Source organism: Thiopseudomonas sp. SA1F2-1K, from assembly GCF_057443035.1.
This window is the reverse complement of record NZ_CM172014.1, coordinates 1,262,961-1,277,705: the sequence shown is the minus strand read 5'-3', so window position 1 is coordinate 1,277,705 and position 14,745 is coordinate 1,262,961. Positions and strand designations below refer to the sequence as shown.

Below are 14,745 nucleotides of genomic sequence, written 5' to 3'. Positions count from 1 at the left end.
GTTATAACCCTAAGAATTTAAAAGGGGCGTGAGGTTTAAACTGTTGAGAAACCTCGCCACTGAGCACTCGCGCTTGATTAGCCTCTAACTTCAGTTGCTTGGTTTGGCCAGTTACTGATGAAAAATCAACCTTTTTTAAGTCCACCCAAAAAATGCTCGGACTCAGTGCTGACTCAAAGAAATACAGCTGGTTTTTATGATCAGCAAGCGTTCTCCAGCGCGTAGAAGAAATGTTGGGTTGATCTGGGGTGCTTATGCCGTAGGGTACAGACGCGTTTCTGATCACCCCGAACATACTGGCTATGGACTCTTCAGGGGATGCCGCTTGGGGGATACGATTCACATAATAAGAAGCACGTACGAAACGATCAGCAGCACGGTTGGTGCCAGGTAGCATGGTTTCCCCACCTATTTGTTGCCAGTATTCGTTGAGTGCAAGTTGATGCTCGAATGTTGGCGAATTAGTCATTACTTGGTAGGTGCGGTTATGGTGAATGACTTGTTTACCATCAATGTATTCAATAATCGCGCTATCACCCGAAGCGTCAGAGAGTGATAGGTGTAAAGTGGCTAAACGTGTCTCCCCTGGTACCTCGGCAGTAACGATCGTGTAGGGTTCTTGTTTTAATGCAATCACCGCTTCTTCTACAGTGGCAAAGTTATCGAGTACATATTGCGCCCAGGCAGCTAACGTGAGCCCTGGCTTACTTTTTTCAGTAAAAGTTGGGTATGTTGACTCAACCAGCCATAACACATTGGCCATTAACCCTTTTTCATTCAAGCCATCGGTGGTCGCAATATCATAGCCTGAAGAAATGACGCTACCATATTTAGAGGTCCATTTGATGGAGTTTGGGCCGACCTCTCCAGTACGCTCTATACCACGTGGAAATATCCATAAATTAGTTTCTATATCTTTTTTCCAGTCCATTGAGCGTGCTGTAATAATGCGATTACCTTCACCTAGGTAAACCACACGCGTACAGGCATCGGCAATAGCTGAAAAAGCTAAAGTGCCTATTAATGCCGGCACCATAACCGCTTTTTTGAGTTGTCTATTAAGCAAACTACGCATAGTTTATTTTCCTTATCTATAGATTAGAAACGCATGGTCATTCCAACAACTGGGCCAGATTGGCGTATGTCGTACTTGAAACGATGTCCTGTAAAGTCGGTGGAGGTATAGCGTTGGCTTAATGAACGATAGCCCACTCGAATAATGGTTGGATGATCGAGCAGATAGACCCGATAACCCAAATAAGCTTCATGGTTATGCGTCTTTTTGTTGTCAGTATCTAGGCCGCCGACTTGGCTAAGTAACGAAAGATTCCATTTATTAGTAAGGTCAGCAGTGAGTCGCAGACCGACAAATGGATCAGTCCATTCTGCTTTTTTAGATAGTTTTAGGCCAAAGGGTTTGGATTGGACTTCAGCTGTTAACTTTGTCCAGCGAGCACCAATTGTTGGATCGATAGCAATACGTCTTGGCTCATCAAATAAATGGTTTCCGCCCAATTCGTAGTTAAATGCGCGATAAAAAGCACCCAATGCCACTGTGGTTTGATCAATTTTATAGCTGATTTTCTGCCCCATGACACGGTCATTGCTATCGGTGTCAACATTAATGGCGTCTATATAAAAGCCGTAATGAGCGTTAGTGAGTTCAAGGTTGCCCATAAAAATAGAGTCGACATCATTGACCAGCTTTGAGAAAGGAATATCAACAGCAGGCTTTTTGCCTGCTAAGGCGAGATCGCCTTTTAATGAAGCTCCCCAAATAAAAGGACTGACCAACACTTTCCAGTGTTCAGCTGCGTAGCTAGTAACTGAGCTGGTGAGTAAACAGCTACTGAGTATGAGTTTTTTCAGCATAGATTATCCTAGAAGCAAGGAGAGAAATGATCAGTGGCTGGCAGTTAACATAACCTAATCACTTGGAAGGCTAACCAACTGGGAGTAAATTACTAGGATTAAATTTGATTAGGTTAGACTTTAATTATGACGCCTGCTGTCACGCTGCTGAAAAAAAATCGGATTGCCTTTAATTTACATAGTTATCAGCATGATCCCACAGTGAACTCTTACGGTTTAGAGGCTGCTGAAAAGCTCCAAGTGGAAGTTGCTAGGGTATTTAAAACGCTGCTAGTTAAAGTCGATAAAGAGGAGTTATTGGTGGCAGTGCTACCAGTTGCGCATCAACTGAGTTTAAAAGCCATTGCTCAGGCGGCAGAGGTAAAAAAGGTGCAATTGGCGGATCCCAAAGAAGCTGAGCGAGTGACGGGCTATTTAGTCGGCGGAATTAGCCCGATTGGGCAAAAAAAGGCGTTGCGCACTTTTATTGATCAGTCTGCTACCACATTGCCTAGCCTATTTATTAGTGGCGGCAGACGTGGGTTAGAGCTCGAGTTAGCCGCAGCAGATTTGCAGCAGATAACTCGAGCTCAGTTTTTTCCATTGATTGACCCCGGAGCGCGACAAGCCCCGTCGTTCAGGGCGGGGAAGGATAGCGCGGACGGCGTAGCCGTCCTTAGTTCTTAGTGTGGAGTCTGCTGCTGTTCAATATACTGGCGCACGATGGAAATCGGCGCGCCAGTAATGGTGCGCAGCCGACAGAGGACGTCGCCATCGAGCACTCCGCGGCGCTATTTCGCCACAAAGACCAAGTGGACGTGTATCTTAAAAACACAGTGCCGTCCTTATCGAATATCGGTGTCATTGCTCATGGACCAAGAGTATAATTGGGTATGCGACGACTTCAAGCCTACAAATACGAATTGCGGCCAGACGGCCAGCAAGAGCGACAAATGCGCCGCTTCGCTGGCTCTTGTCGGTTCGTGTTCAACCAGGCGCTGGCGTTGCAGAAGGAACGCTACGAGCAGGGCGAGAAGAAGCTCGGCTATGCGGGCTTGTGCAAGTTGCTTACCGAGTGGCGCAACAGCTCAGAGACGGCTTGGCTGGCCGATGCGCCCGTTCACCCGTTACAGCAGACGCTCAAGGACTTGGAGCGGGCCTATAGCAACTTCTTCGCCAAGCGGGCCGACTTCCCGCGCTTCAAGAAGAAAGGCCAATCGGATAGTTTCCGTTATCCCGACCCGAAGCAAGTCAAGCTCGATCAGGCGAACAGTCGCGTATTCCTGCCCAAACTGGGCTGGCTACGCTACCGCAACAGCCGCGAGGTGCTGGGCGCGGTGAAGAACATCACCGTCAGCCAGTCTTGCGGCAAGTGGTTCGTGTCGATTCAGACCGAGAGAGCGGTTGAGCAACCGCTACCGCAAGGCGGCGCGGTTGGCATCGACATGGGTATCACCCGCTTCGCCACGCTCTCGGACGGCACGTGCTATGCGCCGCTCAACAGCTTCAAACGGCATGAAACTGCTTTGCGCCGCGCGCAGCAGTCGATGAGCCGCAAGACCAAATTCAGCAACAACTGGAAGAAGGCGAAGGCCCGCGTCCAGCGTATCCATTCCCGCATCGGCAATGCCCGCCGCGACTACCTGCACAACGCCACGACCACGATCAGCCAAAACCACGCGATGGTGTGTATCGAGGATTTGCAGGTACGGAACATGTCCAAGTCGGCGGCGGGTACCACCGAAAAGCCGGGTAAGAAGGTTCGGGCCAAGTCCGGCCTAAATAAGTCCATCCTCGATCAAGGCTGGTTCGAGTTCCGCCGCCAACTGGATTACAAACTGGCCTGGAGTGGCGGCTATCTGATTGTCGTGCCGCCACAGAACACCAGCCGCACCTGTCCGGCTTGCGGGTATGTGTCGGCGGAGAACCGCACCAGTCAGACAAAGTTCGCCTGCGTGGAATGCGGCTTCGAGGAAAACGCCGATCTGGTCGGCGCGATCAATATCTTAAGGGCGGGACACGCCCGGTTCGCCTGTGAAGTGAGCGATGCGGTAAGGTCGCCAGCAGCAGGAACCCACCGAAGCGACTCAGAGGCGGCTCAATGCCGCACCTGAGCGCCGTAGGAATCTCCGGCCTTCAGGCCGGGGAGGATGTCAATAAATGCCCGACTAGTCTTGTTTGGGTTTGTTGTTAAAGGGATTAAATAAGCCAAACATGTTTTGTGTATTCAAATAGAGGCTTTTGGACTGTTCTAAGTACTGCGACATCAGTTGTTGCATCGCTGGCATTTGCCCTTGCATAAACTGCATCCACGCTTCGCCTGACTGATTGCCAGCCTTTTGTTGAATTTCGAGCAAGGTGGCCATATTCGATTCAAGAAAACCGGCAAACATTGTTTGCATAGGGCCGTAGGCGCAAATAATACTTTTAAGCATATCGCTAGATAAAATCGGCTCGCCGGCATTTTCTGCCTCTTGAATAATTTGCAGTAAAATGGTGCGAGTAATGTCATCGCCCGAGGGCACTTCAACCACTTGAAAAGGCACCTGACTAAGCACCAGCTCACGAATATCGGCCAGCGTAATATGGCTGCTGGTATGGGTGTCATAGAGCCGGCGATTACTGTACTTCTTAATAAGACGGGGTGTTTCTGGGGTATCAGATGACATAGTCAAACAGTCTCAACAGGGTTTAAGCAGGGGCAGTAGTCTAGCAGATTACTGCCTAGCTTTCAGAAGAAACAGGGGGAAGCGGCGCTGAACATTGCGCCGCAGGACAGATTTAGCCAAGACTGCCGCTGTATGCTTGGTAGGCAGCGTAAACCGCCAGTAAGGCAAAGCACAAGGCCGCAATGCGTCGGATCCAGTCAAGCGGTAGTTTATCGGCGGCAAAGTTACCGGCTAATACGACCGGTACGTTAGCAATCATCATCCCTAAGGTGGTACCAATCACCACCATTGTAAAATGTGAGTATTGCGCTGCCAGCATCACCGTAGCCACTTGGGTTTTATCGCCCATTTCAGCAATAAAAAAGGCGATCAGAGTGGCAACAAAGGGACCGTACTTTTTGCTAGTTGAGTCTTCATCATCCATTTTGTCTGGAATTAAAGTCCAGAGTGCAACCGCCGCAAAGCTAGCCGCTAAAATCCAAGCTAAGGTGGTTGGGCTAAATAGGCTGGCGACTTGATTACCAACGGCCGCAGCTAAGAAGTGATTCGCCACGGTGGCCACCAAGATTCCTAAAATAATAGGAATAGGCTTGCGATAGCGTGCAGCTAAGATCAAGGCTAAGAGTTGTGTTTTATCGCCAATTTCAGCGAGGGTGACAATTCCGGTTGGAACAAGGAGAGATTCCCACATAATTAAATACCTCAGGGGCGGGAATTTGCGAACCATGACATACACACCTTCCCGCCCCGGGTAGGGTATATGTCATGGGTCTTGTCAAACCATTACGATGGTCGCTTAGGCCATGGTCTGTTGACCAAGTATGTTGACGCTAAGCACTAGCTACCTATAGCAACTAGCAGACTACTCCCCCAAGACGCTGCGGACTTTAGCCGCTTTGTTTTGTAAAAGCAAATCTATCCAGCTTAAGTCGTTTATTTGCCTTGTGGTTTGGGAGTAAAACTAAAGCTATCCGCCCTGGAGTCGCGCCAAAAGCGCTGAAACACGGCATGCTCAGGTAGGTAGTCAGGACGTAACAGGTCGCCGGGATTGAGGTACGGATATTGTGCCCCAAGTGAGCGTACAGTCACCGGATCCACTCGCTGAATAATATGCTCAGGAGTGAGTTGATTGGGGTGTTGTAAACCTGCAGCAGCGATGACTTCTTGTAACGCGCGTAGTGTGTTGCGCTGAAAGTTTGCTACGCGCTGGGCTTTGTCGGTGACAGCCAGTGCGCGCCAGCGCTTAGGGTCTTGGGTGGCAATACCTGTGGGGCAGCGGTCGGTATGGCAAGACTGCGACTGAATACAGCCTAGCGCAAACATAAAACCACGGGCGGAGTTACACCAGTCGGCACCTAGGGCAATGGCTTTGGCTATATCAAAAGCGGTGATGATTTTACCTGCTGCACCGATTTTGACTTTATCGCGTAAATTTAGACCCACTAAGGTGTTGTGCACCAACATCAAACCTTCGCGCATTGGGGTGCCTAAGTGATCAGCAAACTCTAAAGGCGCTGCACCAGTACCGCCTTCTGCACCATCAACCACAATAAAGTCTGGAGTAATGCCGGTGCTGAGCATAGCTTTGGCAATGGCAAACCATTCCCAGGGATGGCCAATGGCTAGCTTAAAACCAGTCGGTTTACCACCTGACAGTTCACGCAGTTCGGCAATAAACTCAAGCAGTTGCTCTGGGGTAGAGAAAGCCGAGTGGCGTGCAGGAGAAATACAATCAATGCCCTCTGGCACACCTCGAGTAAGGGCAATTTCGCTATTCACTTTAGAGCCCGGTAAAACGCCACCATGACCTGGTTTAGCGCCTTGGGAGAGTTTGAGCTCAATCATTTTGACTTGGGCCAAGGTGGCCTTTTCAACAAAGGCTTCAGGATTAAAATTGCCGTGGGCATCGCGGGCGCCAAAATAGCCAGACCCTAGTTCCCAGACTACATCGCCGGCATGTTCTTGGTGATAGCGTGAAAGCGAACCCTCACCTGTGTCGTGATAAAAATTGCCCAGTTTCGCACCTTGGTTTAGTGCGCGAATGGCATTGGGTGAGAGCGAACCAAAACTCATGGCTGAAATATTAAAGACACTGGCCGAGTAGGGAAACTTGCAATGAGGGCCACCAATGCTGACGCGAAAATCGGCGCTATCGATCAGGCTGGGTTGTAACGAGTGGTTAATCCATTCGTATTGCTCGGCATAAACATTTTTCTCTGTGCCAAAGGCTCGAGTTTCTAAGGCTTGTTTGGCGCGCTGATAGACCAGCGAGCGTTGCTCAAAGGAAAAGGGCACCTCCTCATCATCATCCTCCACAATGTATTGCCGCAACATGGGGCGCAAATATTCAAATAAATAACGAATATGGGCAGTGATAGGGTAGTTACGACGCAGGGCAGAGCGAGTTTGGGTCAGATCGCTAATGCCCAATATGCTCAGTGCGGCTAAGCTAAGACTAGCCAGCAGCCACCAGAGACTGTGGGACCATAAACTGATACTGGCGAATAGCAAGAGTAGGGTAATAACGAAAGGAGCATAACGAAGATAAGGCATGGGTAACCTCCATGGTTTGCCTGATCAAATGCAGTAGAGTGCCTGTACCAGATGCCGAAGCCTAGCCTTAGTTCCTAAACTAGGGGCAAATCCCTTAGAAAAATGGGCTTAATTTAAGCTAAATCAGGCTATTGCTACAAAAAAGTTGCTTAAACAGGTAATCTTGCGCGTTTGTTTATAGGGTTCGGTGTGGAGAGCTGAGCGTTATAAAGTTAATCTTTAGGGGACGAGTATGAGCATTTCAACGCCGACATTGGTGACCTTCACCATCTATATCAGTGCGATGATTTTAATTGGTTTTATTGCCTGGCGCGCAACGAAAAACTTTTCAGACTACATTTTAGGCGGCCGCAGCCTAGGCAGTGTAGTTACCGCCTTGTCTGCAGGTGCTTCAGATATGAGTGGCTGGTTATTAATGGGCTTACCCGGAGCGGTTTATTTGTCGGGCTTATCCGAGAGCTGGATTGCTATTGGTCTAGTCACGGGCGCTTATTTAAACTGGTTATTTGTCGCGGGACGATTACGGGTACACACCGAATACAGTAATAACGCCTTAACCCTGCCGGATTACTTTACCCACCGCTTTGAAGATCATAGCCGTTTACTACGGATTATTTCCGCCTTAGTTATTTTGCTGTTTTTTACTATTTATTGTGCTTCAGGGGTAGTGGCGGGTGCGCGATTATTTGAAAGCACCTTTGGTCTGGATTACAGCACAGCGTTATGGGTAGGGGCAGCGGCGACTGTACTTTATGTGTTTATTGGTGGTTTTTTAGCGGTGAGCTGGACGGATACCGTGCAGGCGACGTTAATGATTTTTGCGCTCTTAATTACCCCGATTTTTGTCATTTTAGCCTTGGGTGATTTGGATACTGCCTTTGCCACTATTGAAGCGGTTAATCCAAAAAGCTTTGATATGTTTGATGGCGTGTCCTTTATTGCGCTGATTTCGCTGTTTGGCTGGGGGTTAGGTTACTTTGGCCAGCCGCATATTTTAGTGCGATTTATGGCGGCTGAATCAGTTAAGAGTATCCCTGCAGCCCGTCGCATCAGTATTACCTGGATGATTTTAACCTTAGGCGGTGCAGTTGCAGTGGGCTTCTTTGGTATCGCTTACTTTGAAAATCACCCAGAGCAAGCCGGTGCCGTTACCGGTAATAGTGAGCGGGTATTTATGGAGTTAGCCAAAATCTTGTTTAACCCTTGGGTTGCAGGTGTCATTTTAGCTGGTGTGTTAGCGGCAGTAATGAGTACCCTTAGTTGCCAGCTTTTGGTGTGTTCCAGTGCTTTAACCGAAGACTTCTATAAAGCATTTTTACGTAAGAATGCTTCACAAGCTGAGCTGGTTTGGGTGGGGCGTTTAATGGTGTTAGCCATTGCCCTGATTGCGGTAGCTATTGCTGCTAACCCGCAGAGTAAGGTGTTAGGTTTGGTGTCCTATGCTTGGGCTGGCTTTGGTGCTGCCTTTGGTCCAGTGGTGCTGTTGTCGGTAACCTGGAAGCGCATGACCCGTAATGGCGCACTCGCTGGCATGCTAGTTGGAGCAATTACAGTGGTGGTGTGGAAGGAGTTAATCGACTCTAACCTGTATGAAATTATTCCAGGCTTTGCCTTAGCAATTATTGCCATTGTGTTAGTGAGCTTGCGTGATAAGGCCCCTAGCCAAACGATTCAGCAGCGCTTTGAGCAAGCCGAGCAAGAGTTTAAGCAGGCTTAACTGAGTGAGGTTAAATTGCCCCAGCACTGGCTGGGGCAATGTCGTTAACCACCGGTTTTTTTCGCAGTAAACCCGCGCTTATTCAGCTCGTTGAGTAATAGCTCGACTTGATCGCCTTGCATTTCAATCACCTGCTCATCTTTTACCGCACCCCCCACGCCACAGCGCTTCTTTAGCTCAGCGCAAAGTTTCTTCAGCGCAACTTTATCTAAATGCAATCCGCTAATGGTGGTCACTGTTTTGCCGCCTCGGCCTTTGGTTTCACGGCGAACCTGTGCCGTTCCATCGCCACTAAAAGTGGGGGCGCTTTTGCAGTGGCAAGCCGCTGGCGCTTGCTGACAGGTTGGGCACAGTGCTTGGGGGTCGGTGGAGAAAACGAAACGGCTACTGGCTGATGATTTCATAGCATCCTCAAATCGGTTAAATATGGCGTTAAGTCTAATATAAAAAGCTTTAAAAAAGTGACTGCAAATTGCCCTACAATTATCCGGGTGTCGCATAATTAGAATAATTCTCATCTCTAACTGAGAAAATAATGCGGGTGGGGGTATCAAGGCTGCGACATTTTGCCTCAGATAGCTGTCATAGTGACAAGGTTTTTTCTTAGTGCAAAAAATTGCCCTTAAGAAAAGTCTTTTGACAGCCAATTATAATGAGGTGCTGATGAACCAGTGGCCAAGCTTACCCGCTTGCCCATGTAGTCTTCAGCCAACGCCTTGCACATGAGGTAAGAAAGAATGGATTTTACTCCAGGTTTAAGTCGACGTGCGTTACTGTCGTGGATCGGTAAAACCGCCGGCGCGGCAGCTATGTATCAAGCAATGACAACGCTCGGTTTTGCCAGCGAATCAAGCTTTGATGGTGAAAATTATGAAATCAGCGGTGCGCCTAAAGGGGCATCGGTCCTAGTTTTAGGGGCTGGAGTGGCAGGAATGACTGCTGCTTACGAGCTACGTAAAGCGGGTTATAAAGTTAAAATTTTAGAATACAACGCTAAAGCCGGTGGTCGCTGCTGGACCCTGCGTGGGGGTGATAAATTTACCGAACTAGGCGGTGCCACCCAAGAGTGTAAGTTTGATAAAGGTCTGTATCTAAACCCCGGTCCGTGGCGTATTCCGTATCACCACTACGCGGTACTGCATTACTGCAAAAAGTTCGATGTGAAGTTAGAAGTGTTTAACCAGATTAACCACAATGCTTACTTCCATGACACCAAAGCCTTTGGCGGCAAACCTAAGCGTTACCGTGAAGTGCAGGGTGACTTCCAAGGGCACATTGCCGAGTTGCTGGCTAAGTGTGTTAACCAAAAAGCCTTAGATGATGCGTTAACCAAAGAAGACTCTGAGCGTTTGCTCACCGCAATGCGCCAATGGGGTTCGCTCAATGGCCAAGACAAATATGTGAAGTCATTAGAAGCCAGTCTAATGCGCGGTTATGAGGTTATGCCAGGAGGCGGCCTGATGCCAGAAGAGCAGTACTCAGAACCTATGGCGGGTGTTGAGTTGCTGAACTCTAGTCTTTGGCAGCACCTTAATACCGGCCATGCCTTTGAATACCAAAGCACGATTTTCCAGCCTGTTGGTGGCATGGATATGATTGCTAAGGCCTTTGAAAAAGAAGTCGGCAGCTTAATTCGTTACAGCAGTAAGGTCACTAAAATCCAACAGGATGATAAAGGCGTGACGGTTAGTTATGTCGATAGCCAAAACCCAGGCGATACCTTAACTGAAACTGCTGACTGGTGTGTCTGTACCATTCCGCTATCGATTCTTGGGCAAATTCCAGCCAACTTCAGCAACAAGATGAAGAATGCGATTCGCGCGGTACCCTATGATGCGTCACTAAAAGTGGGACTACAATTTAAGCGCCGTTTCTGGGAAGAAGATGACCAGATTTATGGTGGCGTAAGTTACACCAATATGCCAATTGAGCTGATTAGCTACCCGAGCACTGACTATTTTGCGAAAAAAGGTGTGTTGCTAGGTGCTTACATGTGGGGTGCCAATGCCTATGAATTTACCGCAATGCAGCCTGAAATGCGGATTCAGAAAGTCTTAGATTACGGCTCTAAAATTCACCCACAGTATAAAGATGAGTTTGAAAACGGAATTGCTGTTGGTTGGCACCGAGTGCCTTGGACTAACGGTTGCTATGGTCTATGGACGCCTGAGTCGCGTAAAGAGCATTATCAAAATCTCTGTGAAATTGATGGCCGAATTGTTCTTGCAGGTGAGCATGCGTCGCATATTCCTGCTTGGTTAGAAGGGGCGATTTTATCATCACTCGATGCGATCAAACGTCTGCATACCCATGCCGTTTCCACGCAAAATAAATCAGCTTAATTGGGAGCCTTCAGAATGAAAAAGTTTGTTAGTTTAGCGCTCACCTTTAGCTTGAGTTCAGTTTTTTCGATGGCTGCAATGGCAGGTACCCCAACAGTTTCAGAAAGTGGAAACTTTGAGCAAAGAAGTGGTGAGGATATTTTTAATAGTATCTGTCAGGGTTGTCACATGGAGCAAGGTAAGGGAGCTAACACTGGGGCTGGTTTTTATCCGGCACTAGCGGGTAACCCTTCATTAACGGCACCGGCCTACCCAATTTTTGTCTTATTAAACGGTTTAGGTGGCATGCCAAGCTTTAAGGAATACTTAAGCGATGAGCAGATCCTAGAAGTAGTGAACTATATTCGTAGTGATAAGCTAGGTAATAGTTTTCCAACCCAAGCCACAATGGATGATGTAAAAGCCTTAAGTGGCCGCTAGGTCCATACTGCGTGATTAATTAAAGGAAACGATAATGAAAAAACAGATAGCTAGCGTTGCCTTGGCAACAATTATGGGAGCTTCCATGGTGCATGCCGCTGAAGGTGAGGTGATTCGTCACAAGTTGCCTGACTCAGATTTTCCAATTTCGTTAGCGGTAGAAGTACCAGCTAATAAAACCTTAGTCCATTTAAGTGGGCAAGTGCCTACGGTGATTAATGCGAAAGCCGATGCAGCCTCTTTAGCAGCCTATGGTTCGATGGAAGAACAAACAGTCTCGGTGCTTAAGGCGATTGAGAACAACCTCAAAAGCTTAAACTTGAGTATGGGTGATGTGTACCGGATGCAGGTGTTTTTAGTCGCTGAGGAAGGCAAGGTGGATTTTTCTGGCTTTATGAAAGGTTACACTCAGTTCTTTGGCACTGAAGCTCAGCCTAAGTTACCGGTGCGTTCAGCAGTAGAAGTGGCAGCTTTAGCCAATCCAGGTTGGCTGATTGAGATTGAGGTCTCGGCGGTGCGTCCGTAACTTAACGGTTACTAACTTGCTATTAAAAACTGGAGCCAGCACCTGTTGTTGGTTCCAGTTTTTTCGGTCAAATAAAAACCCGGCGCTAGGCCGGGTTTTAGATGGTTTAAGCTGCTAGGCCCAATGGCTAACTGCCCACCAACCTAAGGTACCCATGACAATGGTGTAGGGTAATGCCATCCACACCATGCGCCCATAAGAGAGGCGAATCAGCGGTGAGATGGCACTGGTAAGTAAGAATAAAAACGCCGCTTGCCCATTCGGTGTAGCTACGCTGGGCAAGTTGGTTCCGGTGTTAATCGCAATCGCCAGTAGGTCAAAGTGCTCGCGAGTCATGCTTCCCGCATCGAAGGCCTTTTTAACCTCACCAATATAAATGGTGGCAACGAATACGTTATCACTGATTGCTGACAGTAAACCGTTGGCAATATACAGCATGCTGGGTTGCTGTTCGGTTGGCATAGTGAGTACCCAGTCAATTAGCGGAGCGAACAAGGCTTGCTCTTGAATAACCGCCACTACTGCAAAAAAAACTACTAATAAAGCAGTAAAGGGCATGGCATCTTGGAATGCACGGCCAATTTGATGCTCATCAGTCACCCCAGTAAGAGAAGTGACTAACACGATGACCAGCAGACCAATTAAACCGACTTCAGCAACGTGAAAGGCTAAGCCTAGCATTAAAATAACTGCGGCAATACCTTGCACCCAAAGCGCTGCAATTTGACTAGCACTACGGCGCTCGGCTTGGGTGCGCTCAAAATCAGCTAGCACCTTGCGTACTGGGGCAGGCAATTGCGCGCCATAGCCAAACCAGTGGGTTTTTTCGAGTAGAACGCAGGTGGCAATACCGGCAAAAAATACAGGAATCGATACCGGCATCATATGCTGAAAGAACTCGGCGAAGTTCCAGCCCATCTCTTTACCGATGAGTAGGTTTTGCGGCTCACCAACAATAGTTGATACCCCACCTAGCGCGGTACCAACAGCACCGTGCATCAGTAAACTGCGTAAAAATGCGCGAAACTCTTCAAGATGCTCGCGGTGTAGTTCAATTACTTCAGTGTCTGAGCCGTAGTTGCTGTCATCTTGTGGGTTCTTTCCTGAGGCCACCTTGTGATACACCGCATAAAAACCTACGGCGACGCTGATAATGACCGCGGTGACAGTCAAGGCATCAAGAAATGCCGACAGTACGGCCGATAAAGCACAAAATAAAACACTTAAAGTGGTTTTAGATTTAACTCCTAAAAGTAGCTTAGAAAAGGCCACTAAGAGTAAATCTTGCAGAAAGTAAATGCCTGCAACCATGAACATCAATAACAATAAGACAGGAAAGTTATGTACCAGCTCTTCATACAGGGCGTCGGGTGAGGCCAGCTGCAAGATAACTGCTTCTACTACCAATAAGCCGCCGGGCTGCAAAGGGTAACACTTGAGCGCCATGGCTAAGGTGAAGATAAACTCTGCCACTAATAACCAACCTGCGGCTACTGGGCCAAAGCTGACCAGTACAATCGGGTTGATAATAATGAAAAACAGGATGGTTTGTTTATACCAGTTTGGTGACTGGCCTAAGAAATTACGCCCAAAAGCGGCAGCAAATGACGCAGACATGTGTGGATCTCCCAAAAAGTTAACGCACTTTCTCTTTTGTAACAGAAAATATCAAGTGCTATAGCGAGTTTTATTGAGCGGAGCCAAGGTTTACTGTCTAGAGTAGGTCACCTTTAAACTATGCATCGACTTTTTACTTGGGGTTGTTATAGTTACACGCTTGTATTAAGGCTTGCACGCACTCATAAAACTAGAAAAAACAATAGGTTAAAAATGGATAATTATCAGTTTTTTAAACTTTCGCTCGCGCATAAAGTGGCACATGTTCAATTAAATCGCCCAGAAAAACTGAATGCGATGAATCAGGCATTTTGGACGGAAATTAAGCAAATTTTTGCCTGGGTAGCTGAAACTCCAGAAGTGCGTGCCGTGGTGATATCTGGAGAGGGTAAGCATTTTTCCGCCGGTATTGATTTGCAAATGTTTGCAGGCTTTGCTGCTAAATTTGCAAAAGATGCGGGGCGCAATGCGCGCTTATTGCGTGCTACCATTCAAGACTTGCAAAGCTCGCTAAGTGCAGTTGAAAATTGCAGTAAACCGGTGCTAGCTGCAATCCACGGTTATTGCATTGGTGGTGCGGTGGATTTAATTGCCGCTTGTGATATGCGTTATTGCGCAGCGGATGCAGTATTTTCAATTAAAGAAGTCGACATCGGAATGGCGGCAGATGTGGGAACCTTGCAGCGTCTACCGCATATTATTGGTGATGGTGTCATGCGCGAGCTGGCCTATACCGCAAGGGATTTCGACGCTACAGAAGCCAAGCAAATTGGCTTGGTGAATCAGGTGTACCCAGATCACGCCACACTGCTTGAACAAGTGCTGGCGCTGGCAGCGACCATTGCCAGTAAATCGCCGATAGCTATTGAAGGCACCAAAGAAATGATTCTCTATGCCCGTGATCACTCAGTGGCCGATGGTTTAAATTATATTGCGACCTGGAATGCAGCTATGTTGCAAGCCGATGATTTAAAGCAAGCAATGGCAGCGCAAATGATGAAACAACAGCCTGATTTCAAAGATTAGTCGACTGGTTAATGAAAAAAAAGG

13 protein-coding genes, 1 pseudogene and 1 riboswitch are annotated in these 14,745 nt (G+C 47.9%); of the genes and pseudogenes, 7 read left to right on the top strand and 7 right to left on the bottom strand.

From position 1 onward, the window contains the following. Position 1 precedes the first annotated feature (1 nt). A complete protein-coding gene (locus AC2T15_RS06170) occupies positions 2-1,036 on the bottom strand; it encodes a linear amide C-N hydrolase (protein WP_486779026.1) in 1,035 nt (344 codons plus the stop codon). Positions 1,037-1,098: 62 nt separating this feature from the next. After that, positions 1,099-1,872 (bottom strand): hypothetical protein, encoded by a 774-nt coding sequence (locus AC2T15_RS06165; RefSeq protein WP_486777787.1) that lies wholly within the window; start codon positions 1,870-1,872, stop codon positions 1,099-1,101. A 126-nt stretch (positions 1,873-1,998) separates the two neighbouring features. On the opposite strand from AC2T15_RS06165, the pseudogene ybaK reads away from it, so the two are divergent. Both ybaK and AC2T15_RS06155 read left to right on the top strand, forming a co-directional pair. Continuing rightward, a pseudogene (gene ybaK / locus AC2T15_RS06160) lies at positions 1,999-2,457 on the top strand (Cys-tRNA(Pro) deacylase); the annotation flags it as partial. Between the two features lie 287 nt (positions 2,458-2,744). Beyond that, positions 2,745-3,965 (top strand): RNA-guided endonuclease InsQ/TnpB family protein, encoded by a 1,221-nt coding sequence (locus tag AC2T15_RS06155; RefSeq protein WP_486777786.1) that lies wholly within the window; start codon positions 2,745-2,747, stop codon positions 3,963-3,965. A 54-nt stretch (positions 3,966-4,019) separates the two neighbouring features. Here AC2T15_RS06155 and phaR read toward each other — a convergent pair whose 3' ends face one another. The 3 genes from phaR to AC2T15_RS06140 all read right to left on the bottom strand — a co-directional run bounded on the left by phaR (position 4,020) and on the right by AC2T15_RS06140 (position 7,073). Further along, positions 4,020-4,520 (bottom strand): polyhydroxyalkanoate synthesis repressor PhaR, encoded by a 501-nt coding sequence (phaR, locus tag AC2T15_RS06150; protein WP_053099634.1) that lies wholly within the window; start codon positions 4,518-4,520, stop codon positions 4,020-4,022. A gap of 112 nt (positions 4,521-4,632) precedes the next feature. Next, the gene (locus tag AC2T15_RS06145; protein WP_053099633.1) at positions 4,633-5,211 is read right to left on the bottom strand and encodes a TMEM165/GDT1 family protein; all 579 of its coding nucleotides are present in this window, start codon (positions 5,209-5,211) and stop codon (positions 4,633-4,635) included. 29 nt (positions 5,212-5,240) lie between these two features. Beyond that, positions 5,241-5,404: riboswitch (yybP-ykoY riboswitch) on the bottom strand. A gap of 49 nt (positions 5,405-5,453) precedes the next feature. After that, positions 5,454-7,073: an FMN-binding glutamate synthase family protein gene (locus tag AC2T15_RS06140; RefSeq protein ID WP_486777785.1), complete on the bottom strand. Its 1,620-nt coding sequence runs from the start codon at positions 7,071-7,073 to the stop codon at positions 5,454-5,456. Positions 7,074-7,305: 232 nt separating this feature from the next. Between AC2T15_RS06140 and putP the strand changes: the two genes are divergently transcribed. Continuing rightward, positions 7,306-8,790, top strand: coding sequence for a sodium/proline symporter PutP (gene putP / locus AC2T15_RS06135; RefSeq protein WP_286593526.1), 1,485 nt, complete (start codon positions 7,306-7,308; stop codon positions 8,788-8,790). A 44-nt stretch (positions 8,791-8,834) separates the two neighbouring features. Here putP and AC2T15_RS06130 read toward each other — a convergent pair whose 3' ends face one another. Then, positions 8,835-9,194 (bottom strand): translation initiation factor Sui1, encoded by a 360-nt coding sequence (locus tag AC2T15_RS06130; RefSeq protein ID WP_053099630.1) that lies wholly within the window; start codon positions 9,192-9,194, stop codon positions 8,835-8,837. A gap of 333 nt (positions 9,195-9,527) precedes the next feature. On the opposite strand from AC2T15_RS06130, the gene AC2T15_RS06125 reads away from it, so the two are divergent. From AC2T15_RS06125 to AC2T15_RS06115, 3 genes are read left to right on the top strand one after another with little or no spacing between them, the layout of a single operon-like run. Then, positions 9,528-11,132 carry a flavin monoamine oxidase family protein gene (locus AC2T15_RS06125; RefSeq protein WP_231692786.1) on the top strand — a complete coding sequence of 535 codons (1,605 nt, stop codon included), beginning with the start codon at positions 9,528-9,530 and terminating at the stop codon, positions 11,130-11,132. A 15-nt stretch (positions 11,133-11,147) separates the two neighbouring features. Next, positions 11,148-11,552: a c-type cytochrome gene (locus AC2T15_RS06120; protein ID WP_053099629.1), complete on the top strand. Its 405-nt coding sequence runs from the start codon at positions 11,148-11,150 to the stop codon at positions 11,550-11,552. Positions 11,553-11,586: 34 nt separating this feature from the next. After that, entirely contained in the window at positions 11,587-12,078 is a 492-nt protein-coding gene (locus AC2T15_RS06115; RefSeq protein ID WP_053099628.1) for a RidA family protein, read from the top strand. A 114-nt stretch (positions 12,079-12,192) separates the two neighbouring features. Here the strand turns inward: AC2T15_RS06115 and nhaB are convergent, their stop codons facing one another. Next, entirely contained in the window at positions 12,193-13,695 is a 1,503-nt protein-coding gene (gene nhaB / locus AC2T15_RS06110; RefSeq protein WP_053102471.1) for a sodium/proton antiporter NhaB, read from the bottom strand. Between the two features lie 213 nt (positions 13,696-13,908). Between nhaB and AC2T15_RS06105 the strand changes: the two genes are divergently transcribed. Beyond that, entirely contained in the window at positions 13,909-14,721 is an 813-nt protein-coding gene (locus tag AC2T15_RS06105; RefSeq protein WP_486777784.1) for a crotonase/enoyl-CoA hydratase family protein, read from the top strand. The last annotated feature ends 24 nt before the right edge of the window (positions 14,722-14,745 follow it).

What these genes read in the sequence shown, in the direction of transcription:
- AC2T15_RS06170 (WP_486779026.1), bottom strand. Translation starts at nt 1,036, where the DNA reads ATGGTGCCGGCATTAATAGGCACTTTAGCTTTTTCAGCTATTGCCGAT.
- AC2T15_RS06165 (WP_486777787.1), bottom strand. Translation starts at nt 1,872, where the DNA reads ATGCTGAAAAAACTCATACTCAGTAGCTGTTTACTCACCAGCTCAGTT.
- AC2T15_RS06155 (WP_486777786.1), top strand. Translation starts at nt 2,745, where the DNA reads ATGCGACGACTTCAAGCCTACAAATACGAATTGCGGCCAGACGGCCAG.
- phaR (WP_053099634.1), bottom strand. Translation starts at nt 4,520, where the DNA reads ATGTCATCTGATACCCCAGAAACACCCCGTCTTATTAAGAAGTACAGT.
- AC2T15_RS06145 (WP_053099633.1), bottom strand. Translation starts at nt 5,211, where the DNA reads ATGTGGGAATCTCTCCTTGTTCCAACCGGAATTGTCACCCTCGCTGAA.
- AC2T15_RS06140 (WP_486777785.1), bottom strand. Translation starts at nt 7,073, where the DNA reads ATGCCTTATCTTCGTTATGCTCCTTTCGTTATTACCCTACTCTTGCTA.
- putP (WP_286593526.1), top strand. Translation starts at nt 7,306, where the DNA reads ATGAGCATTTCAACGCCGACATTGGTGACCTTCACCATCTATATCAGT.
- AC2T15_RS06130 (WP_053099630.1), bottom strand. Translation starts at nt 9,194, where the DNA reads ATGAAATCATCAGCCAGTAGCCGTTTCGTTTTCTCCACCGACCCCCAA.
- AC2T15_RS06125 (WP_231692786.1), top strand. Translation starts at nt 9,528, where the DNA reads ATGGATTTTACTCCAGGTTTAAGTCGACGTGCGTTACTGTCGTGGATC.
- AC2T15_RS06120 (WP_053099629.1), top strand. Translation starts at nt 11,148, where the DNA reads ATGAAAAAGTTTGTTAGTTTAGCGCTCACCTTTAGCTTGAGTTCAGTT.
- AC2T15_RS06115 (WP_053099628.1), top strand. Translation starts at nt 11,587, where the DNA reads ATGAAAAAACAGATAGCTAGCGTTGCCTTGGCAACAATTATGGGAGCT.
- nhaB (WP_053102471.1), bottom strand. Translation starts at nt 13,695, where the DNA reads ATGTCTGCGTCATTTGCTGCCGCTTTTGGGCGTAATTTCTTAGGCCAG.
- AC2T15_RS06105 (WP_486777784.1), top strand. Translation starts at nt 13,909, where the DNA reads ATGGATAATTATCAGTTTTTTAAACTTTCGCTCGCGCATAAAGTGGCA.